Source organism: Mesorhizobium sp. RCAM 05099, from assembly GCF_059683685.1.
The window spans coordinates 5,394,482-5,416,918 of the sequence record NZ_CM185035.1; the positions used below are offsets into that span (position 1 = coordinate 5,394,482).

General features: G+C 60.4%; 21 protein-coding genes. 14 read left to right on the forward strand and 7 right to left on the reverse strand.

Annotated elements, in window-relative coordinates; all coding sequences use genetic code 11:
* The first annotated feature begins 183 nt into the window (after window positions 1-183).
* The 13 genes from AC56QQ_RS26650 to AC56QQ_RS26710 all read left to right on the forward strand — a co-directional run bounded on the left by AC56QQ_RS26650 (window position 184) and on the right by AC56QQ_RS26710 (window position 14,371).
* A complete protein-coding gene (locus AC56QQ_RS26650) occupies window positions 184-1,581 on the forward strand; it encodes a TolC family outer membrane protein (protein ID WP_497123994.1) in 1,398 nt (465 codons plus the stop codon).
* A gap of 420 nt (window positions 1,582-2,001) precedes the next feature.
* Complete coding sequence (locus tag AC56QQ_RS26655) at window positions 2,002-2,466, forward strand: group III truncated hemoglobin (RefSeq protein ID WP_497123995.1); 465 nt, start codon at window positions 2,002-2,004, stop codon at window positions 2,464-2,466.
* Window positions 2,467-2,527: 61 nt separating this feature from the next.
* Complete coding sequence (locus tag AC56QQ_RS26660) at window positions 2,528-2,989, forward strand: RrF2 family transcriptional regulator (protein ID WP_497123996.1); 462 nt, start codon at window positions 2,528-2,530, stop codon at window positions 2,987-2,989.
* Window positions 2,990-3,136: 147 nt separating this feature from the next.
* A complete protein-coding gene (locus AC56QQ_RS26665; protein WP_489860041.1) occupies window positions 3,137-3,280 on the forward strand; it encodes a hypothetical protein in 144 nt (47 codons plus the stop codon).
* Window positions 3,281-3,443: 163 nt separating this feature from the next.
* Complete coding sequence (locus tag AC56QQ_RS26670) at window positions 3,444-5,090, forward strand: ABC transporter ATP-binding protein (RefSeq protein ID WP_497123997.1); 1,647 nt, start codon at window positions 3,444-3,446, stop codon at window positions 5,088-5,090.
* A gap of 265 nt (window positions 5,091-5,355) precedes the next feature.
* Window positions 5,356-5,844, forward strand: coding sequence for a MarR family winged helix-turn-helix transcriptional regulator (locus AC56QQ_RS26675; protein ID WP_091581864.1), 489 nt, complete (start codon window positions 5,356-5,358; stop codon window positions 5,842-5,844).
* Complete coding sequence (locus AC56QQ_RS26680) at window positions 5,841-6,560, forward strand: SDR family NAD(P)-dependent oxidoreductase (protein ID WP_497123998.1); 720 nt, start codon at window positions 5,841-5,843, stop codon at window positions 6,558-6,560. Before AC56QQ_RS26675 ends, AC56QQ_RS26680 begins: the two co-directional genes overlap by 4 nt.
* Before the next feature lie 2 nt (window positions 6,561-6,562).
* Window positions 6,563-7,894, forward strand: a complete 1,332-nt coding sequence (locus AC56QQ_RS26685) for an NAD(P)/FAD-dependent oxidoreductase (RefSeq protein ID WP_497100605.1) — start codon at window positions 6,563-6,565, stop codon at window positions 7,892-7,894.
* A gap of 59 nt (window positions 7,895-7,953) precedes the next feature.
* Window positions 7,954-9,624: a peptide ABC transporter substrate-binding protein gene (locus AC56QQ_RS26690; RefSeq protein ID WP_497123999.1), complete on the forward strand. Its 1,671-nt coding sequence runs from the start codon at window positions 7,954-7,956 to the stop codon at window positions 9,622-9,624.
* Between the two features lie 107 nt (window positions 9,625-9,731).
* The gene (locus AC56QQ_RS26695; protein ID WP_091581854.1) at window positions 9,732-10,682 is read left to right on the forward strand and encodes an ABC transporter permease; all 951 of its coding nucleotides are present in this window, start codon (window positions 9,732-9,734) and stop codon (window positions 10,680-10,682) included.
* 11 nt (window positions 10,683-10,693) lie between these two features.
* Window positions 10,694-11,581 carry an ABC transporter permease gene (locus AC56QQ_RS26700; protein ID WP_489860036.1) on the forward strand — a complete coding sequence of 296 codons (888 nt, stop codon included), beginning with the start codon at window positions 10,694-10,696 and terminating at the stop codon, window positions 11,579-11,581.
* Window positions 11,582-11,592: 11 nt separating this feature from the next.
* Complete coding sequence (locus AC56QQ_RS26705; RefSeq protein WP_497124000.1) at window positions 11,593-12,915, forward strand: NAD(P)/FAD-dependent oxidoreductase; 1,323 nt, start codon at window positions 11,593-11,595, stop codon at window positions 12,913-12,915.
* An 865-nt stretch (window positions 12,916-13,780) separates the two neighbouring features.
* Entirely contained in the window at window positions 13,781-14,371 is a 591-nt protein-coding gene (locus AC56QQ_RS26710; protein ID WP_489860034.1) for a flavodoxin family protein, read from the forward strand.
* 277 nt (window positions 14,372-14,648) lie between these two features.
* On the opposite strand, the gene AC56QQ_RS26715 is transcribed toward AC56QQ_RS26710, so the two are convergent.
* Window positions 14,649-16,049, reverse strand: a complete 1,401-nt coding sequence (locus AC56QQ_RS26715) for a phospholipase D family protein (protein ID WP_497124001.1) — start codon at window positions 16,047-16,049, stop codon at window positions 14,649-14,651.
* A gap of 283 nt (window positions 16,050-16,332) precedes the next feature.
* Here AC56QQ_RS26715 and AC56QQ_RS26720 point away from each other — a divergent pair, with 283 nt between their 5' ends.
* A complete protein-coding gene (locus AC56QQ_RS26720; protein WP_489860032.1) occupies window positions 16,333-16,536 on the forward strand; it encodes a CsbD family protein in 204 nt (67 codons plus the stop codon).
* Window positions 16,537-16,971: 435 nt separating this feature from the next.
* On the opposite strand, the gene AC56QQ_RS26725 is transcribed toward AC56QQ_RS26720, so the two are convergent.
* The 6 genes from AC56QQ_RS26725 to AC56QQ_RS26750 all read right to left on the reverse strand — a co-directional run bounded on the left by AC56QQ_RS26725 (window position 16,972) and on the right by AC56QQ_RS26750 (window position 22,427).
* Window positions 16,972-17,217, reverse strand: a complete 246-nt coding sequence (locus tag AC56QQ_RS26725; protein WP_497124002.1) for a hypothetical protein — start codon at window positions 17,215-17,217, stop codon at window positions 16,972-16,974.
* Between the two features lie 735 nt (window positions 17,218-17,952).
* The gene (locus AC56QQ_RS26730) at window positions 17,953-18,150 is read right to left on the reverse strand and encodes a hypothetical protein (RefSeq protein WP_497124003.1); all 198 of its coding nucleotides are present in this window, start codon (window positions 18,148-18,150) and stop codon (window positions 17,953-17,955) included.
* A 214-nt stretch (window positions 18,151-18,364) separates the two neighbouring features.
* Window positions 18,365-18,745 (reverse strand): low affinity iron permease family protein, encoded by a 381-nt coding sequence (locus tag AC56QQ_RS26735; RefSeq protein ID WP_489860029.1) that lies wholly within the window; start codon window positions 18,743-18,745, stop codon window positions 18,365-18,367.
* Between the two features lie 530 nt (window positions 18,746-19,275).
* Window positions 19,276-20,361, reverse strand: coding sequence for a sensor histidine kinase (locus tag AC56QQ_RS26740; protein WP_497124004.1), 1,086 nt, complete (start codon window positions 20,359-20,361; stop codon window positions 19,276-19,278).
* Window positions 20,362-20,538: 177 nt separating this feature from the next.
* A complete protein-coding gene (kce, locus tag AC56QQ_RS26745; protein ID WP_497124005.1) occupies window positions 20,539-21,483 on the reverse strand; it encodes a 3,5-dioxohexanoate:acetyl-CoA acetone transferase in 945 nt (314 codons plus the stop codon).
* Window positions 21,480-22,427 carry a 3-hydroxyacyl-CoA dehydrogenase NAD-binding domain-containing protein gene (locus AC56QQ_RS26750; RefSeq protein WP_489860027.1) on the reverse strand — a complete coding sequence of 316 codons (948 nt, stop codon included), beginning with the start codon at window positions 22,425-22,427 and terminating at the stop codon, window positions 21,480-21,482. Before AC56QQ_RS26750 ends, kce begins: the two co-directional genes overlap by 4 nt.
* Window positions 22,428-22,437 lie beyond the last annotated feature (10 nt).

Here is a 22,437-nt window from a genome sequence, read left to right on the forward strand (position 1 = left end):
CAGGCTTGGCATAAAGCGGCGCATTCCTGGCAAATATGAGGAAAAGGTAGCCCTTGAGACAACCTTATTTGCCAAATTTCACAGGTTTGCCAAGTTTTTCAAACTCTGGTGATTTATCATTTTGACGAAACATCTATTTGTTTTCGGCCCAAGGCGGATGCTGCGATTTCGAAAGTCAGGTGAATGGTTAGTAAGCTTCAGTCCGCGGCGGTTTTTCTAACATGCATTTTCACGCCGGCACTTGGACGGGCCGAGACTGTCTTCGACGCAATGTCGAAGGCGTATGCGCTGAATTCCACGTTGAATTCATCCCGCGCCGGTGTGCGGATCACCGATGAAAATGTTGCGATAGCGAAATCCGGCTTGAGGCCGACAGTCAATGGCTCCGCCAGCGTTGGATATCTTTCCCAATCCAAGACGAAGCTTTCAACAGGGGGATTTATTTCCCCGGGCAGTCGCTTGTCGACAGGTTCCTTCGGGATAACCTTGGATCAGACTCTGTTCGACGGATTCCAGACGCCTAACAACGTACACGTCGCCGAGGCGAAGGTGAAAGCCTCAAATGAAGATCTGCGCAGCGCTGAACAGGACACCCTGTATGCAGCCGTAAGTGCTTACACCGATGTATTTGCAAATCGCCAGATTGTCGCCTTGCGAAGAAAGAACTTAGCCTTTCTGAACGAACAACTACGCGCGGCCGAGGATCGATTTCGAGTTGGAGATGGCGCGCGCACCGATGTCGCCCAGGCGCAGGCCAGCCAAGCCGAGGCACTATCCCAATTGGCCAGCGCCGAGGCGTCGGTCTTGTCCAGTGAGGCAACGTATCGCCAGATTGTAGGTGAAGCGCCGGGGAAGCTGCAGCCAACCAGGCCGGTTGCCAAATTGCTGCCTTCAACGCTCAAGGCCGCATTCGCGATCGCGCAGACCGATCACCCAGCCATTCTCGGTCCAGAGCATCTCGTCGATGCAGCAGAATTCTCGGTGAAGTCTTCCGAGGGGGCTCTTCTTCCGAGGGCCTCGGCTGAAGCCAGCGTCACCCGTCTCTATCAGAACTACTCGCCTGAGATTTCGTACTCTCCCAACGGCTACTACAACTCAGCGGAGATCGGCGCGACCTTGAACGTTCCTATATATCAAGGCGGCAAAGCCTCGGCCGAGATTAGGCAGGCCAAGGCGTCGCTGGCGAAAGCGCGGATAGAAGTTGATGTCAATCGGGATCAGGTTCGCAGCGCATTGGCGTCACAGTGGAGCCAATATCAGGCTGCAGGGGTGGCGGTTCAGGCAAATCGACAAGCCATCTCTGCGGCACAGCTGGCTTTGCAGGGCGTTATCGAAGAACGCAACGTCGGCCAGCGCTCCACGCTCGATGTTCTCAATGCGCAGGCGTCATTGATTACGACACAGATAAATCGTGTATCGAGCGAGCGCGACGAGGTTCTCGCAAGCTATGCAATCCTGTCCGCCATCGGCCATCTTTCCGCTTCCCGCCTTGGCCTGCGGGTCGCGGAGTACAAGCCCGACGCGCATTATCGCGCGGTCAGGGACATGTGGTCCGGGCTTCGGCCGCCTGATGACAAATAGAGCCGGAACCTGGGCCAGGCCCCACGAGACAGGGCGCCGAACTCAGCACGCCCCGAGACCAATTGTGAAATCGCGATCAGCGCAGCGAGGCGCCGGTGGTCCTTCACGAAACGACGTGACCGGCAGCGAGCTTCAGCAATGAAATACGGCTCAACGGCCGCGTCCCTGGCCCCGCATGGCCGCCGCGGCTATAACATAGATTGACAATGTATGTTTTAACTGAAATGCTGGCTCCATTCCACGCTAGGACATAGCGGGCAACGCAAACCCATCGATCGTCATCGCGGGAATTGCAGTGCCTGCGCATTTCCGACTCGATGGTCTAGGCGATGCTTCGTAGCTGCCGCTCGACCGGCAGAGCGCCGCATGTGCGAGCAAAGATACCCAATGCCGCCTCGGCCTTGTGAACCAGGAGCGCATATGAGCGGAACCCGCCGCAGCAAGAGCACCATCGTCCTGGACGGCGTCCCGTTGCCGGATGTGCTTGACGAGACCATGATCCATGGTGTGGTTCACGGCTTCTATGATGAAATTCGCCGCGATGAGCTTCTCGGCCCCCTCTTCCACCAGAAGATACAGCCCGACGAGTGGCCGGGTCATCTGGCAAAGATGTGTGACTTCTGGTCCGCGACGCTCCTGCGAACGACCCGCTATAAAGGGCGGCCCCTGCCGCCACATCTGGCGATAACCGGCCTTGGCGAGGTGCATTTCCGGCGTTGGTTGAAATTGTTTCGCGCCACGGTGCGCCGCATCTGCCCGCCCGAGGTGGCGGCGCTTTTCATGGATCGCGCGTTGCGCATCGCTCACAGCTTTCGTCTTGCGGTCGCCTTCAACCGTGGCGAGACCACGATTGGCATCGAGCCGATTGCCGAGAAAGACCTGTGAGGCCGAATCGGTTTGCAAGAAGGTCCCATAGCAGCACGCCGATCCAAGAAAGGAACCGCTCGTGAGGCTGACCAACTTCTCGGACTATGCTTTGAGGATGCTGATGTACGCGGCCTCCGCCGGTGATCGCCTGATCACGATCGAGGAGACTGCGCGCACCTTCGGGGTGTCGAAAACACACCTCAACAAGGTCGCCAACACCCTGACGCGTAGCGGCTACCTGAAAGCAGTCCGGGGCCGTTCCGGCGGCCTTGCTCTGGGGCTCCGGCCCGAGATGATCCGGATCGGCGATGTCATACGGCTGACCGAGCCGGATTTCGCGGTTGTGGAGTGCTTTGCCACCGGAAACCAATGCGTTCTCACCCACTCCTGCAAGCTTTCGAGCATGTTTGGCGAAGCGATGGCCTCCTTCCAGAGCATCCTTGACCGTTACACGCTGGCCGACGTCACACTCATGCCTCAGGATTTCCTCGGCAGGCTGCCGCCGCCCCAACCTTCCGGCCTGGCGCGAAGCGGCGCGTAAGATCTCCTTACAAAATGTCGCGCAGCGAAAAATCAAGCGCGGCATCACGTCCGCGATTTGGACGGAGCAGATAGCCATCACAATCACCTGCGCACACGCGGCCCTTCTTGTCGCTGGCTGCAGATTTTTCTCGCACGGAGACGAACCATGGTTGAAGCAAAGAAGAGCGACAAGCCGATAGCAAGGCAGTTTGAGTCTGGTATCGACCCGGACAATAGCCTGTTGCCGATGCTGATCGGCGGCCTTGTCCTGATCATCATCGGCGCGATCATCGTCATGATGTTCGTCTAGGCTGAGGGAAACGGTCCCTAGTCCGAAACCGCATGTTACGCGACCCCGGACGCCAATGGTTCGTCGGCTAGCCGACGACGAAATAGTCGTCGGGGCTTGCGCTGAAGGTAGGATGTGCGGCTAGTATGCCCGGTCAGATCATTGGATTTCGAAAGGCCAAGCCATGGCGCCGAGCGAAACGACAGCCCTCGAGCCCAGCGAGCAGACTGTTCTCTCTGTTCGAAATCTGACCGTCTGTCTGCCAAGGAACATGGAGCGTGAGAACGCGGTCGAAAACATATCCTTCTACATGAGGAAGGGCGAGATGCTGTGCATCGTCGGCGAGTCCGGCTCCGGCAAGTCGGTCACCGCGAATGCCATCATGGGCCTGCTGCCGTCTTCGGTGCGGATTGCGCAGGGAAGCATACAGTTCAAGGGCCACGATCTCGCCAGCGCCGGGGAAGACGTGATGCGGAGCCTGCGTGGCCGTTCGGTCTCCATCATCTTCCAGGATCCGCTTTCGGCGCTCAATCCGTTGATGACTGTCGGCCAGCAGGTGGCGGAGGTCATGGAAGCGCACCGGTCCGGCACTTCGGCGACCCGCGCCAAGGCGGTTGTCGATCTGCTCGGCGAAGTCGGCCTGCCGGAGCCGGAGGTTCTGCGCCACCAGTATCCGTTCCAGCTCTCTGGCGGGCAACGCCAGCGCGTCATGATAGCCATGGCGCTCGCACTCGAGCCCGATCTTTTGATTGCCGACGAGCCGACGACAGCTCTCGACGTCACCACCCAGGCGCAGATCCTTGCCCTGATCCGGCGGCTGCAACGCGAAAAGAACATGAGCGTCATGTTCATCACGCACGATTTTGGCGTTGTCGCGGAAATCGCCGATCGCGTCATCGTCATGGAGAAAGGCGCGATGGTCGAACAAGGCGCCGTCGCCGATGTGCTGAACAATCCAAGCCACCCCTACACCAGGCGGCTGATCGCCGCCGTCCCGCATATGATCGAGAGCGAAACGAAGGCGCGTGAGGATACTCCGATCGTGCTGGAAGTGCAGAAACTCGACAAGACATATCGGTCGGGCATCGGCTTCTTCTCGCGGTCCCGCATCGTGCATGCCGTCAAACAGGTCAGCTTCGAGGTTCGCCAGGGCAGAACACTCGGCATCGTCGGCGAGTCCGGCTCGGGGAAATCGTCGCTGGGCCGCGTCCTGCTGAAACTCCTGGACAGCGACGGAGGCAGCATCCTGTTCGACGGCAAGGATATCGCCGCGCTTTCTGACTCCGAGTTCCGGCCGATGCGGCCGCACATCCAGATGATCTTCCAGGATCCGTTCGCTTCCCTCAATCCGCGCCAGACGATCGCCAAGATCCTCACCGTCGGCCCGATGACGCATGGCCTGTCCGCCCAGGAAGCGCGCGCGAAGGCGCTGCAATTGCTGCGTCTGGTCGGCCTCGACGAGGGTGCCTATGACCGCTTTCCGCACGAATTCTCTGGCGGCCAGCGTCAGCGGATCGGCATTGCACGGGCTCTGATGATGGATCCCAAGGTCTTGGTCGCCGACGAAGCGGTCTCAGCCCTCGATGTCTCCATCCAGGCGCAGATCCTCGATCTGCTGGCCAGCATCCAGAAGGAAATGAAGATCGCCATGATCTTCATAACGCACGACCTGAGGGTAGCAAGCCGCATCTGCGACGAGATCCTGGTGATGAACCGCGGCGAAGTCGTGGAGTGCGGCCCACCTTCGCAGATATTCCGGTCGCCACATCACCCCTATACGAGGCAACTGATCTCCGCCATTCCCGGCAAGGAATGGGTGCCGGCCGCTTGAGCCGCCGGCGACGCTGAAGATCCCTTCCCTGGACGATGAATGATCGTGCCCAAAGGCGCGGCCGCACGCCTGTTCCTTGATCAGGTCGCTGATGCGCGTCGCGCCGGGCTTGCCGCCGAGCAGAATAGTTGCGTTTGTCCACTAAAAGTAGTTGCATTTATCCACTACCCGCTCAATCATGTCCTGGAAAGACCCTCGACAACCCCGAATGGGGCTGCGGCGATCTCGATGAAGGCTGTCCACGACAGCCTCTGGAGAGTGTTCGATGCCGGTGAAGAAAAAAGGTCCACCTTATCCCGTCGAGACAGTCGGGCTGGATGTTCTTGAAGACACGTTGAGCTTCTACATCCGCAGCATCAACATAGCGCTTTCGCGCGATCTCGATGACCGCCTGGAAGGTCTCGACGTTGCCCGGGGGACGGGCAAGATCACCACCCTGCTCCTTGTCGACAGCCATCCAGGAATACGGCCCTCGGTCATCGCGCAGCTCATCATGCGCGATCGCTCCGCCATGGGCAGGCTGGTCGACCAGATGATCGATCACGAACTGATCACGCGTCAGGCCGCGCCGGACGACGGACGCGCACAGGAACTCCACATCACCCCGAAGGGCGCAGACCTCGCCCGCAAGGTGCGCAAGATCGCCACCAAGCAATCCAGTGATTTCTTCGCTGATGTGCCCGAGAAAGACCAGAAGCGTCTGCTGGACATATTGCGGCGCGTCTACCGCCGCACCGCGGGACTCGACCAATGACGAAACCCACAGGACGCCCAGCCGGCCGGCGTGTGGCACTCGTGTCCGGTGCCAGCCGCGGCATCGGTGCGGCTTGCGCCCGGCACCTGTTCGAAACGGGCTGGACATTGTCGCTGGGCATGCGCGAGCCGGTGCGGCCCGACTGGGCCGATAACGAGCGCGTCCGCGTGTTTGCCTACGATGCCACGGAGGCCGGCAGCGAACAGACGTGGGTCGACGGCACCATCGAGGCCTTCAAGCGTATCGACGCGGTTATCGCCTGCGCCGGCATCATGATTCCAAAGTCGGTCATCGACATCGACGACACTGATCTCGATCGCATGTTCGAGATCAACGTCAAGGCTCCGCGCCGCCTGGTCCGTGCGTCGTGGGCATCGCTTGCGGCCAGCCGCGCCGGACGGGTGATCATTCTCGCCTCGCTGTCGGGCAAGCGGGTCAAGTCCGTGGCAGCAGGTTCCTACTCGATCTCCAAGTTTGCCGCCGTCGCGCTCTCCCACGGCATCCGGCAGGCGGGGTGGAACCTCGGAATTCGGGCCACGGCAGTCTGTCCCGGTTTCGTCGCCACCGACATGGCTCGCGGCATCACCGATCGCGCCGATGCGCTGATGACCGATCCGGACGACCTCGCACGCATCATCGGCTTGCTTCTCGATCTGCCCGACCATGCGAGCGTCGCGGAATTTTCCATCAATTGCCAGCTTGAGGAGTCGTACTGAGCATGCCCGGACCGTTCGTCGTCCCCGTCCATGGAGATATCGAGCTGCCAAAGGAGGTGGACTGCGTCGTCATCGGTGGCGGCATCATCGGCACCTCGACGGCATTGGAACTGGCCGAGAGAGGCTTGCGGGTCGCCCTGTGCGAAAAGGGCGGGATCGGACAGGAACAGTCCAGCCGCAACTGGGGCTGGGTTCGCATTTCCCGGCGGGATCCACGCGAGGTCCCGCTGATGGCGGAAGCCTTGCGGATATGGGCGAGGCTCTCCGAACGGACGGGACGAGACACCGGCTATGCCCGGGCCGGAATCGTGTTCACCTGCGCGGACGACAAGGAATACGAACAGCACGAGCGCTGGGGACGACACCTCGAAGGCTATCAGCTCGAGTCGCGAATGATCAGCCCGGGCGAATTGCGTGACCTCCTCCCCGGCGCCAATCTCGATGTCAAAGGAGCGCTCTACACGCCCGCCGACGGTCGCGCCGAGCCGCAGAAGGCGGCGCCCGCGATTGCCGAAGCCGCACGCGACCGCGGCGCCGCCATACTCACGGAATGTGCCGTGCGCGGCGTGGAGACGACCAACGGCGCCGTCTCGGGCGTGGTGACCGAACGTGGCTTCATTGCCTGCAAGGCAGTCGTCCTTGCCGGAGGGGCCTGGTCGAACCTGTTTTGCGGAACGCTTGGCCTCGACCTGCCGCAGTTGAAGGTCATGAACACGGTTCTTCGCACGACCCCTGTCGAGAACGGGCCGGACCAAGCCGTGTGGGCAAACAACTTCGCCATCCGCAAGCGCCAGGACGGTGGCTACACCGTTGCCTCCAGCATGAGCAATCTCGTCGACATCGTACCCAACTCCTTTCGCTATGCGCGCGATTTTCTTCCGGCCTGGAAGACAGAGTGGCGATCGCTTCAATTCCGCCTGGGGGGTCGTTTTCTTGACGAGGCAAAGATGCCGACCCGCTGGGCGATGGATGAGGCGAGCCCCTTCGAATACTGCCGCGTGCTCGATCCCAAGCCTTCCAAGAAAGGCTCGGAACGCGTCCTTGCAAATGCCCGCAAGGCATTTCCGGTTCTGGAAAAGGCACAGGTGGCGCAGCGCTGGGCCGGCTACATCGATGTCACGCCCGACGCCGTTCCCGTCATTTCCGCCGTCGACGGCGTGCCCGGCTTTCATGTGGCAACGGGTTTCTCCGGCCATGGTTTCGGCATCGGCCCCGCGGCCGGCAGGCTGATGGCGGATATCGTCACCGGACGATCGCCGATCGTCGATCCCATGGATTTTCGATGGTCGCGGTTTTCGGACGGATCGAAGATCGCGCCGATCACTGGATTATAAGCGCTCCGACAAGAGAGCGTAACGCAGCGAAAGTGGAACACTATCAAGAGGAGCCTCAAATGTCAGACAAGAGCAGCAGCACTATCTTTCGACCGACGCGTCGTCAGGCGCTCGGAATGGCAATCGCCGGTGCCGCCGGCCTCACCATGTCCAACCTGGCGGGAGCAGGCAGGGCCCTTGCGGCAACCCCGCCGAGCGAACCCAAGGGACAGGTGATCGTTGGCTTTTCCCAGGAACCCACCGTCTTCAACCCGCATCTGCCCCACATCGAGGTCGACGAAGGCATTCATTTCAGCGTCTTCGATCCTCTGTTTGGTGTCGATCCCAAGGGCAATTTCTTCCCCGCGCTGGCCAAGGAGGTGCCGACCGTCGAAAATGGCGGCATCTCGGCCGACGGGCTCGAGTGGCACGTCAAACTGCGCGACGACGTGAAGTGGCACGACGGTCAGCCGTTCACCGCCGAGGACGTCAAGTTCACGCTCGAACTGCTGGTCGACCCGAAGTTTCGCAGCTGGCGACGCGCCGGCCACGAACTTGTCCAAGACCTGACTGTCGTCTCGCCAACCGAGATCAAATGGAAGATGAAGGAGCCTTACGCGCCCTACCCGTCGATCCTGGCCGCGACCTTCATCGTTCCCAAGCATGTGCTCGGCGCCGCCGAGGACAAGAACACCGCGCCGTTCAACAACGCCCCGATCGGGACCGGCCCGTTCAAATGGGTGGAACGCATGGCCGGCGATCATATCGAACTGGCCGCCAATACCGACTACTTCGGCGATGGTCCCTATCTGAAGAGCCTGATCTACAAGTACATTCCGGATCTGACCGTTCTCTACACCCAGTTCAAGACCGGTGATATCGACGTCATCGGACTGCAGTGGATCACGGCCGACCACTATGAGGAAGCCAAGGCATTGAGCGGAACGTCGGTCGCCGTCATCCCCGCCGCCACGGTCGAATCGCTCAGCTTCAACATGGAGCGCCCCCAGTTCAAGGAACTCGCCGTCCGCCAGGCGCTTTACCATGCGCTCGACAAGAAGACGATCATCGACGCCCTCTACTATGGGCTGCCGGCCCCGACCGAAACCTACATGCCGCAGCAGTCCTTCTACTACAATCCGGATTTGCCGAAGCAGGAATACGACCAGGACAAGGCAAAGAAACTGCTGGACGACGCCGGCTGGGTCCCTGGAGCGGACGGCATCCGCGTCAAGGACGGTGTCCGCCTCTCCTTCAAGAACTCGACCACGGCGGGCAATCACATCCGCGAACAGGCGCAGCAGTTCATCCAGCAATCGTATCGCGACATCGGCGTCGAGGTGGTGATCTCCAACCTGCCGCCGGCCGTGATGTGGGGCGACTACTGGATGAAGTCGGAATTCGATTCCGTCGTCGTCGGCATCAACTTCCTGACGGGCTCCGATCCCGACACTTCGGACTACCTCAGCTCGAAGTCGATTCCCGCCAAGGGTGGCGCCGGCCAGAACACCTGGCAGTATGCCAGCCCGGAGGTGGACAAGCTGCTTGAGGCCGGCGGTGTCGAATTCGTGCCGGAGAAACGCAAGCAGGCCTACCTGAAAATCCAGGAGACCGTCCGCAACGACCTGCCGTTCCTGCCGATGTTCCAATACGCGACGGTCCGCGGACACAAGTCCGATGTCGAAGGCGTCGAGCCTAACATCAATGTGCGCATCGACTCCTGGGACGTGGCCGCCTGGTACTGGGCATAGCCGCGCAAACGAGGCCGGGCCGGCAATGACCGGCTCGGCCCGCATGGCCGACAAGGCGCCTCTGGCGCGACTGTATCCGACGGACACCCAAAACGGAGACAACCGGCATGCTTCGCTATCTGCTGGGACGCTTCTGGCAAAGTCTCGTCCTGCTCCTGCTGGTTTCGGTGATCGGCTTTGCCGTCCTGAACCTGGCACCGGGCGGACCGCTCTCGCAGTTCAGCTTGACGCCGGGGATGACGCAGGCCGATCTCGACCGCATCGCCTCGCAAATGGGGCTTGATCGACCTCTTCCCGTCCAGTACCTCGACTGGCTGGCACATCTGCTTCGCGGCGACTGGGGGCGTTCCTACCGGGATGGCAGGCCTGTGCTCGACATCATCTGGGAGCACCTTGTCGCGACCTTGCTGCTGATGGGTGTATCGACCGCGATCGCCATCCTCGTCGGCACCTGGATCGGTGTCCTAGGCGCGCTCAGGCGATACTCGATCTTCGACTACGCGGCGACGGTCGGCGCGATGATAGCGCTGTCGATCCCAACCTTCTGGTTCGGGTTGATCGCGATCTACATCTTCTCGCTGCGGCTCAGATGGCTGCCGGCCGGCAACATGTACACCATCGGCAATGGCTCGTTCGGCGACTACGCGATCCATCTCATCATGCCGAGCATCGTTCTTGCGCTGGTCAATGTCGCCGTGTGGAGCCGCTACATGCGCACCGCGACGCTCGACGTCATCAGTCAGGATTTCGTGCGAACGGCCCGGGCCAAGGGGCTGAGTTCCCGACGCGTGTTGATCCGCCACATCCTCGGAAACGCCCTGCTGCCGATGATCACCCTGCTGGGGCTGCAACTGCCGACAATACTGGGTGGCGCGCTGGTGACGGAAACGGTCTTTACCTGGCCCGGCATGGGACGGCTGTTCCTCGATAGTCTCGGCTACAGCGACTACCCCGTCGTGATGGGTCTGCTGATGATGTCAGCGGTCCTCGTCCTGGCCGGCAATCTGGCCGCCGACCTCACCGTCGCATTCGTCGATCCGCGCATTCGATTGAGCTGAGGAACGAAGCGATGACCCAGTCGGATTTCCTTGTCCCCACCCACGCCAGGCAACGCTGGTGGCATAGCCGCGCCGTACGCCGATTTGCCCGTCATCGACTGGCGATGTTCGGCCTGGTGATGATCATCGTGCTGGTGCTGGCCTGCGTCTTCGGACCCTTGCTGCTGCCGTTTGACGATCTCTACATCGACCTGCGTGGCCGATTCTCGCCACCGTTCACGGGCTATCATTTCTTCGGCACCGATCCGCTTGGCCGCGACATCGCGGCGCGCCTCTTCATGGCCGGCCGCATTTCGCTCCTGGTCGGCTTCGCCGCAATGGTTATCAGCACGGTCTTCGGCACCGTGCTGGGGATCGCCGCCGGCTTCTTCGGCGGCCGCATCGGCACGGTGCTGATGCGTTTCGTTGACGCGACGCTGTCCTTCCCCAACATCTTCCTGCTGCTGGCGATGGCGGCGTTCATCAAACCCAGCCCGATCATGATCACGCTGATCATCGCGGCAACGAGCTGGATGGAAATCGCGCGCATCGTCGAGGCGGAAGTGCGTTCGCTGCGCGAACGCGACTTCATCGTCGCCGCCCGCATGCTCGGGCTCAGCAACAGCCACATCATGTTTCGCGAGCTGTTGCCCAATGCGATCGGCCCGATCATCGTCGCGGCCACGCTTACCGTTGCCCGCGCCATCCTTCTGGAAGCCTATGTCAGCTTCCTCGGCTACGGCATCCAGCCTCCGCTGCCGAGCTGGGGCAACATGCTGAACGGCGCCCAGCAATATCTCGACAGCGCGCCGTGGCTGGCAATCGTTCCTGGTGCCGCCATCACGCTGGCGGTCACCAGTTTCAACTTTATCGGCGATGGGTTGCGCGACGCGCTCGACGCACGAAGCGACATGCTGTGAGGCCGCCCGGAATGGCAAGGTTTTCACCGTTTGAAGTCTCGCTCTGGTATGCGACCGCGCCGCCGCCGCCAGAGAGCAGCCCGCTGCAAGGACGCAGGCGGGCGGACGTCTGCATCGTCGGCGGCGGCTACACCGGGTTGACCACCGCGCTCGATCTCGCCCGTGACGGCATAGATGTGGTTCTGCTCGAAGCCCAGGAGATCGGCTTCGGCGGGTCGGGCCGTAATGCAGGCCACTGCACGCCAACCTTCACCCACTATAGCCTGCCCGAACTGCGTGCCATGCTGGGCGAACCGTGGGCCGAAAGGCTGATCGCCCGGCAGACAGGGGCAAACAGACAAGTCGCGGGGATGATAGAGCGCTACGGCATCGATTGCGAATGGCAACAGAACGGTTACGTCATGGGCGCGCTGACGCCAGGCGCGGTCGCCAAGCTGGAGGCAAAGGCGCAGCAGTACAATGCGGTCGGCGCCAAGACGCGGGTGCTCGACAAACAGGCGACCGAGGAAATGACCGGCAGCCCGCGATACCATGGCGGCTGGTTTCATTCCGAGGCCGGTCACCTCAATCCACTGGGATACGCAAGAGGTCTGGCCCGCGCCGTGATGCAGGAAGGTGGCACAGTCCACACGGGGTCTCCGGTCCGCGACGTCGTGCGGCAGGATGGTGCCTGGGCAGTGCATGCCGGCGAAGGAACCGTTGTCGCCGACAAGGTCATCTTTGCGACCGGCGCCTACACCGTCGACGGATGGCCCGGCCTCGACCAGACCTACAAGATCCAGAGGGTGTTCGTAGCCGCCACCCAACCGCTCACCGCCAGCGAGCGCCAAACCATCCTGCCGCGCAATACGACGATGCATGACGGCCGCGGCGACATCTTCGTCTACAAGTACAATGCAGAGGGACGCATCGTCGCCTCGATGTTCCCGATGGGCCGCCGCGGAAGGGACATGGGCTTCACACACCGCCTCATGTCCGATCGCCTGCGCTGGCTCCATCCGCAGCTCGGCAGCGACTTGAAATGGGAGTATTTCTGGTTCGGCGAGTTGGACATGCAGAAGCGTACCATCCCGCGATTCTATCAACTCGCGCCGGGCGTCGTCGCGCTGACAGGGTTATCCGGTCGCGGCGTGCCGACCGGAAGCATGCTCGGCGGCATACTCGGCGAATGGGCGAAGGGGGTCCCGGAAAAAGACCTATCGCTGAAGCTCGAACCACTTCGGCGGGCGCCCTTCTTCATGTCGTTCGCCCCAGCCGCAATGTTGCGATACTATCGCGTCTCGGACTGGCTGCGGGCAAAGACGAGCGGGTCTCAACTCCCACCGCACGCCTAAGCCAAGAACGAATGGCTCGGGCTGAGTACCGCAGTGGTTGAAGGGCGTGCCACGCTTGGCGAACCTGTCGCGGGGCCACTGCGGGTACGGCATTCGCATCTTTGGTCTAGGAGTCCGCTACTCAGCAGGCCACAATGCAACCAGCTAGAGCAATTCCAGGAAAAGTATAAAACGGTTTTCCCGGGAAAAGCGCACAGCGCTTTCCCTTGGGAGTTTGCGTCAAAACAAAGAGTTAGACTAGAGTTAGATGCTTCTTTGATCATTGCTTGATGAACGCACCCGCGTAGGTTTGGCCAGCAAGTGTAACGGGTCCGGCCAGGGTTCCGTCGGGCAGCATCACAAGACTGACGTCCGCGCCGTTCGGGGGGCCCCAAGAATCAATATCTTCCGAGCGTTTGCTATCGCCTGCAGGCCTCCCTGCTCCCACTCGATTGTTTTAATGGCGTATAGCTCGTTGAAATTGTTGCCAAATAATTTCTTTGAGCTACGAAAAGTCCGAAGCCAGGATCGCCAAAAAATTACGCTTTTGATTTTAAAGAGAAAATCGCCGCGAAAAATATCCTGAGGTTTCGCCAACCATCAGGGTCAATCGGACGAAGCTGCAACCTACGACGTCTCGCGGTGCGCATGTGCCGCCTCGAAAAGTACATCCAGGGGTCAATATTGGACGCCGATAACCGAGGTGCGCAACCCCTCGCAGCCTCGACGGATCGGATCAGCTCACCGACCTTGGGGGGCAATATTGTGATCCGGAAAATTCACAGGTAAAGAGTATCGTCGACTTTGAAGCCATCGGTAGGGATAATCAAAACTTCGCCCCGTGCCATTCGGTATCGAGCTGTCACGCCTTACTAGGGATCCCCACATGGACAAAGCGACGACCATCATTGGAATAGACTGCAGCCCACGCGCGTCCAGTAACTCAGCGCGGATGCTCGGTGAGGTTTTTCGCTCGCTCGAGAGAGATCGGCGGGTGAAGGTCGTGGAACAGGTGCGTCTGGCCGATGAGCGTATCGACTGTCTCGGGTGCGAGCAGTGTTATCAAACGTTCGGATACCACGGCGACGGGATCGATCGTGTTCTGTCACTCATGAAAGAGTCGGACGTGATTCTGATGGCTACTCCCACCTGCTTCGGAATGCCGCCGGCCCTGGGCGTCGTCTTGCTCGACAGATCGGATCCCCTGTGGCGCGACGGACAACAGCTCAAAGGAAAACTCGGAGCGGTAATCGTCAACGGCGCCACCGATCCCGCGGACGATCCGAGTGTGCGCCTATGCGCGGACAACATGATCAAGTTTTTCGAACAGCACGAGATGCCCTCCGTCCAGCCGGTCCATCTGGGGGGAACGCTCGCGTATCCCGAGCAACGGTTTCCGGACCCGCTCCCCGCCGGGACGATGGGCGTTCTCGAGCAATTGGCTGACGAGATCCGGCAGTGGGTCGGAAGCAGGTGATACCGGCACATCTCTTGCTTCCTCGCGTGGTGAGAGACGAGGGGCCTAAACATGGCCAATCTTCCCACCCGACTTTCGGAACACCTGAGTCTCGGCCGGTTACCGCTTTGCGTCCTGAAATCGGGCCGTCGAAGGGCTTTATCTCCCGAGTCGTTTCGTCACCTGTCTCCGACCCCGAACAGCTCTTCCTTTCGGCAGACCTCACCGGGAGGATGTTCTAAGAACCTTGATCTTTGCCCTCCCAACCAGCCCGCGCACCCCGGATTCGCGTTGCTGCCTAGAGTTGGGACTCGATCGGAAGGTGACGGACCAGGGCCGCCAGGATGCGGCGAAAAATCCCTGCTTCTGGTTCGTGCGTATAGTTTTGCAGCCTGCCTTCATCGCACCCATGCCAGTGCAGGACGTTGTTCTTCAGTTCGAGCCGATAGCTCGCTTCAGGCGATATCTCCAATTTGAATTGCTGGCGGAGTTCAGCGACCAGGGTCTCATCCTCAAAAAGCACGCCCATTTCCGCGTTCAACGACACGGACCGCGGATCAAAATTGAAGGAGCCGACGAAACCCGTCCTGCCGTCGACACTGAAGGCTTTGGTGTGCAGGCTGGCGCCCTTGGACCCAAACACCGAGATTGCCGGCTGCCGGCTGAAGGGCTGGAGCTCGAAGAGCTTGACGCCCTTTCTGAGCAACCGCTTGCGATAATTCGCATAGGCGCCATGGACCGCGGCAACATCTGTAGCCGCCAACGAGTTGGTCAAAACCGCGACTTCTACCCCATCGGCAACGAGGTCGGACAAGATCCTGGAGCCCCTCTTGCCAGGGATGAAGTAGGGGGACACGATTTCCACACAATTACGCGCCGACTGAATGATGGGAAGCAACTGCTTCATCAGCCAACTGCGACGTCTCCAACCGCGCACCTTCTCTGGAGGGTCGGAAATCACCCGAACGCGTTCCATCCAGTGCACGTCGTTGCTCGCCGCGATAAACTCGGCGATGGACCCTCGATCACCGATCACGTTCAGAAGCTTTGACTCGGTTTCCGCATCGTTTCCTTCGAAGGAATGGACATGCGTGGTTTCCGCCATCGCACCGAGCTCATCAATTGGCTTGGATTCCTGGCACGCCCAAAAAGTCTCGAAAATTTTGGCGGTTTGCTGCACGGCGGGACCGAGAAGAAGCAAGTCGAGGTCGCGGAAATTGGTTTCCGCGGCATCAAAATAGGCATCGCCAACGTTACGCCCGCCAACGATGGCGATGTTGTCGTCGGCAATCCACGCCTTGTTGTGCATCCTTCGTGTCAATGCAAAAAGGCGCAAGAGAACTTCCACGCCGCGCATGATGCCGCGTGCCCTGATGCCGCTCGGGTTGAACAGCTTGAGCTCAATGTTTGGATGATTGCTCAAAGCCAAATACGCGGAATCGCTTTTGCGCGGATTGACGTCATCGAGGAGCATCCGTACGTGCACGCCACGCTGGGCGGCCCGGAAAACTTCCTGAAGGAGCAAGCGCCCGGTATGGTCGTCGTGCCAAAGATAGTACATGAGGTCGAGAGAGCGGATTGCGCTTCTTGCCGCCAAAACACGCGCCGCGAAGGCATCATAATTGTCCGAGATCAGCAGCAGGCCACTCTTGCCCGTTTTGATTTTCTCGGCCGTCGTTTGCGCGATGGATATATCCATGAAGTGGCCACTTTCGGAAGGCGATCGAGGCGCCGCTTGCTTAAAATCATATCAAGAACCAACCAGCGCTAATCTGGTTGCATCGGGAGCTGTTCGGCTCTTGTCCGCGATCACGTCATGGGCGTCAGCGGGCCGCTGTCAGGTTGCGGTCGCAGTGCTTCCGCGCGGACTGGCGCCAACCTTCCTCGGCGCCGGGGCGCGTCAAGCGAACAGAAAACCCTCCCTGGAACCTCCATCGCCGGACGACGTTTCGCCTTGTGTGAAACCAAGGAGGCGATACGCCATGGACTGGAACCGCGTCGAAGGAAACTGGAAGCAGGTCAAGGGCAAGGTCAAGGAACAGTGGGGCAAACTCACTGACGACGACCTTGATCGCATCGCCGGCAAACGCGAACAGCTCGAAGGCAAGATCCAGGAACGCTACGGCATCGAAAAGGATCGAGTGCGTCGGGATATCGATGACTGGTATGGCCGGCAAGGTTGGTAAGGCCCACCCGGAACTCGGCAATGTGACTGCGCCATTCTGAGCCAAACGTCAGACGAAACTCGTGGCAGATCGCGTTTTGTCTGACGTCCTTCCGGCCAAGACCGCAGCAACCGTCCAAGTGAGAAATTCGAAATGGCGCTGGTTGTCGGGCTCGTATTTGCATTGGTCATTTTGGTTTTGGTGCTTCTCCTCATTCGGGGGGCGCGCGACCTCCAAAGCTCGCCTTTGTTTCATCGATTCTGTCGCCGGCTAAGTGGAGACTATTGACGGAATTTCGGCGTAGTGGACGACGGTACGCAGCGTGGGAAGAGACCACAGTTCCAACAATGGCACCATTGGCGGGTGGGGCTGGCTTAACCAGCTATGCCGGCACGCTGCAATCCGCGCGGTGCCGACCTTCTGAACCCTTGCTAGACGCAACGCCCTTCGCAAGCCTCATGGCTTGCTTTTCGACTCACCAGCAGCCGCAACCATGGCAGTAACCCGCTGGGCATGCTCCGTTGCGATCTTCAGCAGAGTTGCAGCAGTTTCCTGGGGCTTCCACCCCTGGGCTTCTGAAGCGGTCACCAATTCCGCGAACGCGGTTTCCAGGGCGACTTCACAGTTGACCTCTCGATCGGGGCTGCCCTCTGGCAATATCGGTGGTTCAACGGTTTGAGACATGCACACAAAGACGCTCATGGATCAAAGGTTCCAGGCCGGTGTTAATATGAGCCTTGCTTGACATCTCAAGGGAAACCTCCGCCTCTGGCGGAAGCGGCCGATCTGGTCTTGCGGCCCGATCCGAGCTGGCTCGTGCCTTTCCCGTAGCCCGTGGGGAGAGCGTTCCACGGCCCCATGATGACAAATCTTGCGGGGTACCGCTCCGGCCAGGTCAGGCGACCCGCAGCGTTCCCTTGCCGCCACGTTTGAGGGCCAAATGTTGAGGCCTCGATGGCAGGCATTGCCTTGCCGAAATGGTAGCCTTGCCCGATCTCGCAGCCGGCCTCGTTCAACTCGAATGGTTACGCAAATATCGCGCGCAAGGTATAAACTATGCGGAAGCAGAGATTGTACGGTCCAGGAAGCGATCGATGACGCATCGTCAAAAACACCCGCCGCCCCATTCACGGCAGCGGCGGGTCGACCTAGGTTTTTGGACCCGATCTTCGGCAGGCGAAACGAGGGAGAATCGCCTGTCGCAAGGACCAACCCTTTCGTCTCACTAATGTTCCGAGAGATGGTGGATTGAGCGGCGAGCCATGCCGTCTTGCCTACAGGATTACGGCCGCGCCGCGTAGGCTGGCGGGAAACCCATGTCTGCAATAGTAGCGGCTGCAGCGGTGCTGCATTTGCCTTCGCCGGGCCAAGCCCTGCCGCCGCATTGTCTGTGCCTTGCGCACTGCGGCGATGGCGACGGCATGGAATGATCATGCATCAAACAGACCGGTGGGCACGCGGCCTATTGTCGGGTTTATCAGTACGCGGGTTGCCGGCGGATGCTTCCGCCGAAAGCCGCTGCTCCCGCAGCCGCGCCGTTTTGGCGTTGCGAATCTCACGCTCTGCCTCGATCGCCAGTTTTGACTCGCGATCGGCTCGTTCCAACCGTTCTCTATCGACACGTCGTTGGGTCATGAAAACTCCATCGGCCAGAAGACCTCATGAATTCCGAACGGGCAAAAATGTTCCATACATCCATGCGTAGACGACGCGCTCCTAGTGATTTTTCGCCCCAGCCATTGTCGGTACCGTGGAGTTGCAGGCTTAAGCCGCCCGTTCTTTCCTCAACGCACCACGGCACGATACCTGGCGTCGTCCGCAGGCACCTGACGGACGAAGCGATCGGGAATTATGACGCTGGGGTCGGAGGGGCGCCAAGTCGCGCGTCCGGCATCAAGGCGCTTGCCTCCGCCGCCTCTTTTTCTAGCCTGTCCAACTTTGCCCGGATCTCCTTCGGATCGGCGTGCTCCAGACCGACCACGTCGTTTCTGGCTTCGTTGAGAGCGACTATGAGCTCATCAAGCTTCGCATGGATGGCCGCGGTGTCTCGGTACCCCTGGATAAGGACCACGCCTGTAATCACGATGGCCGCTACCGACAGCGCATAGGTGATTACATTCGTTAACCCGAACGGCACCAGAGCGGTACACGCCGCCATCGCGACAATCATGACGTAGAAGCCTGGCGGACGAGACAGAAAATCGGCTGTCACGAAAAGAAACCGGTTCATTGTGGCCGGCCTCCTTCCCGATGTTGCCGAACCTCGCAATCGCGACGACGACCAATTGCAGACATCCGTCTATGCCCCCAGCGTGAAGAGGGCGAGCAAGGCGGTGATAGCGACACAGACAGGCACTGCCAGCAGCAAGCCTGCTTCTAGAAATCGGGTCTCTTTGTCCGTTAACATCAGAGATAACCTCATGCATTTCGATGACAGGAAATCTCTCAGCGCCGAATGAGTTCCATTGCCAGTCCTGCCATCCGGACAGCCCACGAATGGCATGCTGGCACAAAGGCTCATCCCGGCTCGTGACGGCGCACGGTCGTCCATTCGTGCCGGATCAGCCCGCAAAGCGCCAACGAGCCAAAGGGGGGAAACATTTCGGACGCACATTTATTCGAGAGGGTTCGATGCACATGGCCAAGACATCGCCACTCGCCGGCACTTTCGGTTACCGTGTCGAATCCCTGGTCAAACCAAACGCGGCCGATCCTGGAGAACATTTCGGGCCGACTGGCTGCCGCCGTTACCGCCGACCGTCAGACAGTCGCGGCAACGGAACGCCGGAACATGATCGTCACCTTCGTGCCTTCGCCTGCGCTTGAACTGACATCGAATTCGGCCTTGGCGTTCTCCGTCAGCGAATGCGCGATGAGCGCGCCCAGCTTCCCGCGCTTGGGCCATGTCTCGCCTTCCGGCAGGCCGATGCCGTCGTCGGCTACGATGATGCGGCAGCCGTCGCCAGCAACAGTGCTGTGCAGGGTGATGGTGCCGCCCTCGCGCCCGCGAAAGGCGTGCTTTAGCGCGTTGGTCAGCAATTCATTCACCACCAGCCCTGTCGGCATCGCGACATTGATCGAGACCGGATAGGTATCGACTTTCATGTCAAGGCGAATGCCTTCGACCGCATGCGAGTTCATCACGGCGGACGCGATCTGGCTGAGATACACGCCGAGATCGACCTCGTCCTTGTGATCGTCACCTGACAGTGTCTGGTAGAGGATCGCCAGGGCGTCCACGCGGCCCGCCAGCCGCTCGAAACGCTTTTGATCCGGCTCGGTCGCGTTGCGCGTTTCGAGGCGGATCAGGGCAGTGATCATTTGTAGATTGTTCTTCACCCGATGCTGCAACTCGCGCAGCAGCGTGTCCTTTTCTCGGACGCGCTCTTCCACGGACTGCGCATCCTCGGTCTCGCCATGCTGTGAGACATCGACCATCGCTACCAGCCGGAAGCAGACCTCGCCGTTGTCGTTCTCGATGACATTCGAATAGACGTCGACGATCGCAGGTTTCCCCTCGGCCCGGTCTAGCCGGAACGTGCCGACGAAATCTGTTTCTTGGACCACTGCGTCGAACAGTGGACGATCTTGCTGCCGATGCAGGCCGGTTCCTGAAAGGGCCCCCCAATGTTCGCGAGCAAGCTTTGCCGCCTTCAAACCCGACAGTTTCTCGAATTCCGGATTGGCATAGACAACGCGCTCCTTGGCGCCCAGGTCCGAGACGGCAATGGCAATCGGCACCTGGTCGAGGAACTTCTTGAATTGTTCGCTTTCCAGCGCGCTGGCAAGGTCGGGGGTATCGAGCAATTGCTCGACCGCATCGGCCTTCTCGGAATCGGATGTCATCGGCGGAGGCCTGCGTTCTATTCGGTAGCTACCAGTATCAGCGATACCAGCAACCCGCCATGCCAAAGCTGGAAGCGGACATCGCAATATGCCGCGATCACCTTGTCGATGCGTGGTCCCGTGACCGCGCCAGGCAGGCTCGATTTTGCGACCGTCCGTTGCGGAAATGGCTTTGTCTCAGGCACCGCCCTGGATCGCGACCCGGTCCCTGCCCTTGAGCTTGAGAAGGTCCCTGGCTTCGCCCGGCGTCGCGACCGGCAAACCAAGGTTTTCGATGATCGTCCGGATCTTGGTCACCTGCTGTGCGTTGGAGAGGGCGAGTTGACCTCGCTCGATGTAGAGGCTGTCCTCGAGGCCGACACGGACATGGCCGCCCCGCATCGCCGCTTCGGTCGCGAAAGGAATCTGGCTTCGGCCCGCCGCCAGGACCGACCATTGGCAGGCTTCGCCGAAGAGGCGGTCTGCCGTCGCCTTCATGAACGCGAGATTCTCCCATTCCGCGCCGATTCCGCCCAGCACGCCAAAAATGGTCTGTAGCAGAAAAGGCGGCTCCACCAGCTTGCGATCGACGAAGTGGGCGAGGTTATAAAGGTGTCCCACGTCATAGCATTCGTGTTCGAAACGCGTGCCATGCTCCTTGCCGAGGAGTTCTATGATGCGTTCTATATCCCTGAACGTGTTGCGAAAGATAAAGTCCTGCGTACCGCGCAGGTAGGGCTGCTCCCAATCATGCAGCCAGGGGTGCCGGCGTTCGGCGAGCGGGAAAATTCCGAAATTCATCGAACCCATGTTCAAGGAACACATTTCCGGCCTGAAACGCAGCGGGGCCTCGAGCCGTTGGTCGACGGTCATGGTCAGTCCGCCACCGGTGGTAAGGTTGATGACCGCGTCCGTCGTTTCGTGGATCCGGGGCAGGAACTTCGCGTAGACGTCCGGGTCCGGGGTGGGTCGACCCGTTTCAGGGTCGCGCGCATGAAGATGAAGGATAGCCGCCCCGGCCTCCGCCGCTTCGATGGCCGATGCGGCGATCTGGTCCGGCGTGATCGGCAGGTATGGCGACATGCTCGGTGTGTGGATGGCTCCGGTGATCGCGCAACTGATGATAACCTTCGGCGACGTCATGACCCGATTCCCTCCGCTTGTGGGGTCGACCGCGCGATCAGGAGCGCTTGCAATCGTCGATCGCGGTCCGCGGCAATTTCCGCGACGTTTCGTCCCGCCACCGCTTTGTCCACCGCTTCCACAACGAGGGCCTGCAGGGCGAGGTCGAGGATCGGCTCGCCAAGTTCCGCCCACAGGCGCTGCTGAAGGGGAGCGAACTGCTGCATGAAGCCGCGAATGCCGTTTCGCCCGCCGGCAAGGTGGTAGGTGAGGAACGGACCCATCAGCGCCCACCGCAAACCTGGCCCTTCCGTGACCGCCCTGTCGATGTCTTCGGCCGACGCCACGCCACTCTCAAGCAGATGGATCGCCTCGCGAAAAATCGCCGCCTGAAGCCGGTTGGCGACGTGACCGTAGATCTCCCTGTTGAGCCGTATCGTTGCCTTGCCCAGCCGGCTGTACAAACGCTCGGCAAGGTCGATGGCCCACTCCTCGGTCTGCTCGCCGCCGGCAAGTTCCACCAGGGGGATGAGGTGGGGTGGATTGAAGGGATGGCCTAGAACGACGCGCTGCGGCCGCGTGCAGGCGTTTTGTATGGCCGTGATGGATATCGCCGAGGTGCTGGATGCGATCACGACGTCAGGTCTGACGACCGCGTCGATCTGCGAGAGCAGAACGACCTTCTCAGGTTCGCGCTCGATGGCGTTTTCCTGCACGAAATCCGCATCACGACAACAGTCTTCCAAGCTTGCGGAAAAGCGGAGCACGCCCTTGCGAGACGCCTTGCCGCCACGATCGAGCGACGGCAGGGTCTGGTTTACTCCGGAGCGCAACGCGGCCTCCGCTTCCGGACGCACATCCGTTGCCGTCACGTCGAAACCGTTGGCCAGAAACAGGGCCGCCCAGCTGATGCCGATGGTCCCCGTACCAACAACGGCGATATGGCGGATCTCGTCAGCATTCACGGCTGCGTCC

What these genes read in the sequence shown, in the direction of transcription:
- AC56QQ_RS26655 (WP_497123995.1), top strand. Translation starts at nt 2,002, where the DNA reads ATGAGCGGAACCCGCCGCAGCAAGAGCACCATCGTCCTGGACGGCGTC.
- AC56QQ_RS26695 (WP_091581854.1), top strand. Translation starts at nt 9,732, where the DNA reads ATGCTTCGCTATCTGCTGGGACGCTTCTGGCAAAGTCTCGTCCTGCTC.
- AC56QQ_RS26665 (WP_489860041.1), top strand. Translation starts at nt 3,137, where the DNA reads ATGGTTGAAGCAAAGAAGAGCGACAAGCCGATAGCAAGGCAGTTTGAG.
- AC56QQ_RS26730 (WP_497124003.1), bottom strand. Translation starts at nt 18,150, where the DNA reads ATGACCCAACGACGTGTCGATAGAGAACGGTTGGAACGAGCCGATCGC.
- AC56QQ_RS26705 (WP_497124000.1), top strand. Translation starts at nt 11,593, where the DNA reads ATGGCAAGGTTTTCACCGTTTGAAGTCTCGCTCTGGTATGCGACCGCG.
- AC56QQ_RS26650 (WP_497123994.1), top strand. Translation starts at nt 184, where the DNA reads ATGGTTAGTAAGCTTCAGTCCGCGGCGGTTTTTCTAACATGCATTTTC.
- AC56QQ_RS26710 (WP_489860034.1), top strand. Translation starts at nt 13,781, where the DNA reads ATGGACAAAGCGACGACCATCATTGGAATAGACTGCAGCCCACGCGCG.
- AC56QQ_RS26740 (WP_497124004.1), bottom strand. Translation starts at nt 20,361, where the DNA reads ATGACATCCGATTCCGAGAAGGCCGATGCGGTCGAGCAATTGCTCGAT.
- AC56QQ_RS26680 (WP_497123998.1), top strand. Translation starts at nt 5,841, where the DNA reads ATGACGAAACCCACAGGACGCCCAGCCGGCCGGCGTGTGGCACTCGTG.
- AC56QQ_RS26670 (WP_497123997.1), top strand. Translation starts at nt 3,444, where the DNA reads ATGGCGCCGAGCGAAACGACAGCCCTCGAGCCCAGCGAGCAGACTGTT.
- AC56QQ_RS26685 (WP_497100605.1), top strand. Translation starts at nt 6,563, where the DNA reads ATGCCCGGACCGTTCGTCGTCCCCGTCCATGGAGATATCGAGCTGCCA.
- AC56QQ_RS26715 (WP_497124001.1), bottom strand. Translation starts at nt 16,049, where the DNA reads ATGGATATATCCATCGCGCAAACGACGGCCGAGAAAATCAAAACGGGC.
- AC56QQ_RS26700 (WP_489860036.1), top strand. Translation starts at nt 10,694, where the DNA reads ATGACCCAGTCGGATTTCCTTGTCCCCACCCACGCCAGGCAACGCTGG.
- AC56QQ_RS26735 (WP_489860029.1), bottom strand. Translation starts at nt 18,745, where the DNA reads ATGAACCGGTTTCTTTTCGTGACAGCCGATTTTCTGTCTCGTCCGCCA.
- kce (WP_497124005.1), bottom strand. Translation starts at nt 21,483, where the DNA reads ATGACGTCGCCGAAGGTTATCATCAGTTGCGCGATCACCGGAGCCATC.
- AC56QQ_RS26690 (WP_497123999.1), top strand. Translation starts at nt 7,954, where the DNA reads ATGTCAGACAAGAGCAGCAGCACTATCTTTCGACCGACGCGTCGTCAG.
- AC56QQ_RS26725 (WP_497124002.1), bottom strand. Translation starts at nt 17,217, where the DNA reads ATGAGCGTCTTTGTGTGCATGTCTCAAACCGTTGAACCACCGATATTG.
- AC56QQ_RS26720 (WP_489860032.1), top strand. Translation starts at nt 16,333, where the DNA reads ATGGACTGGAACCGCGTCGAAGGAAACTGGAAGCAGGTCAAGGGCAAG.
- AC56QQ_RS26675 (WP_091581864.1), top strand. Translation starts at nt 5,356, where the DNA reads ATGCCGGTGAAGAAAAAAGGTCCACCTTATCCCGTCGAGACAGTCGGG.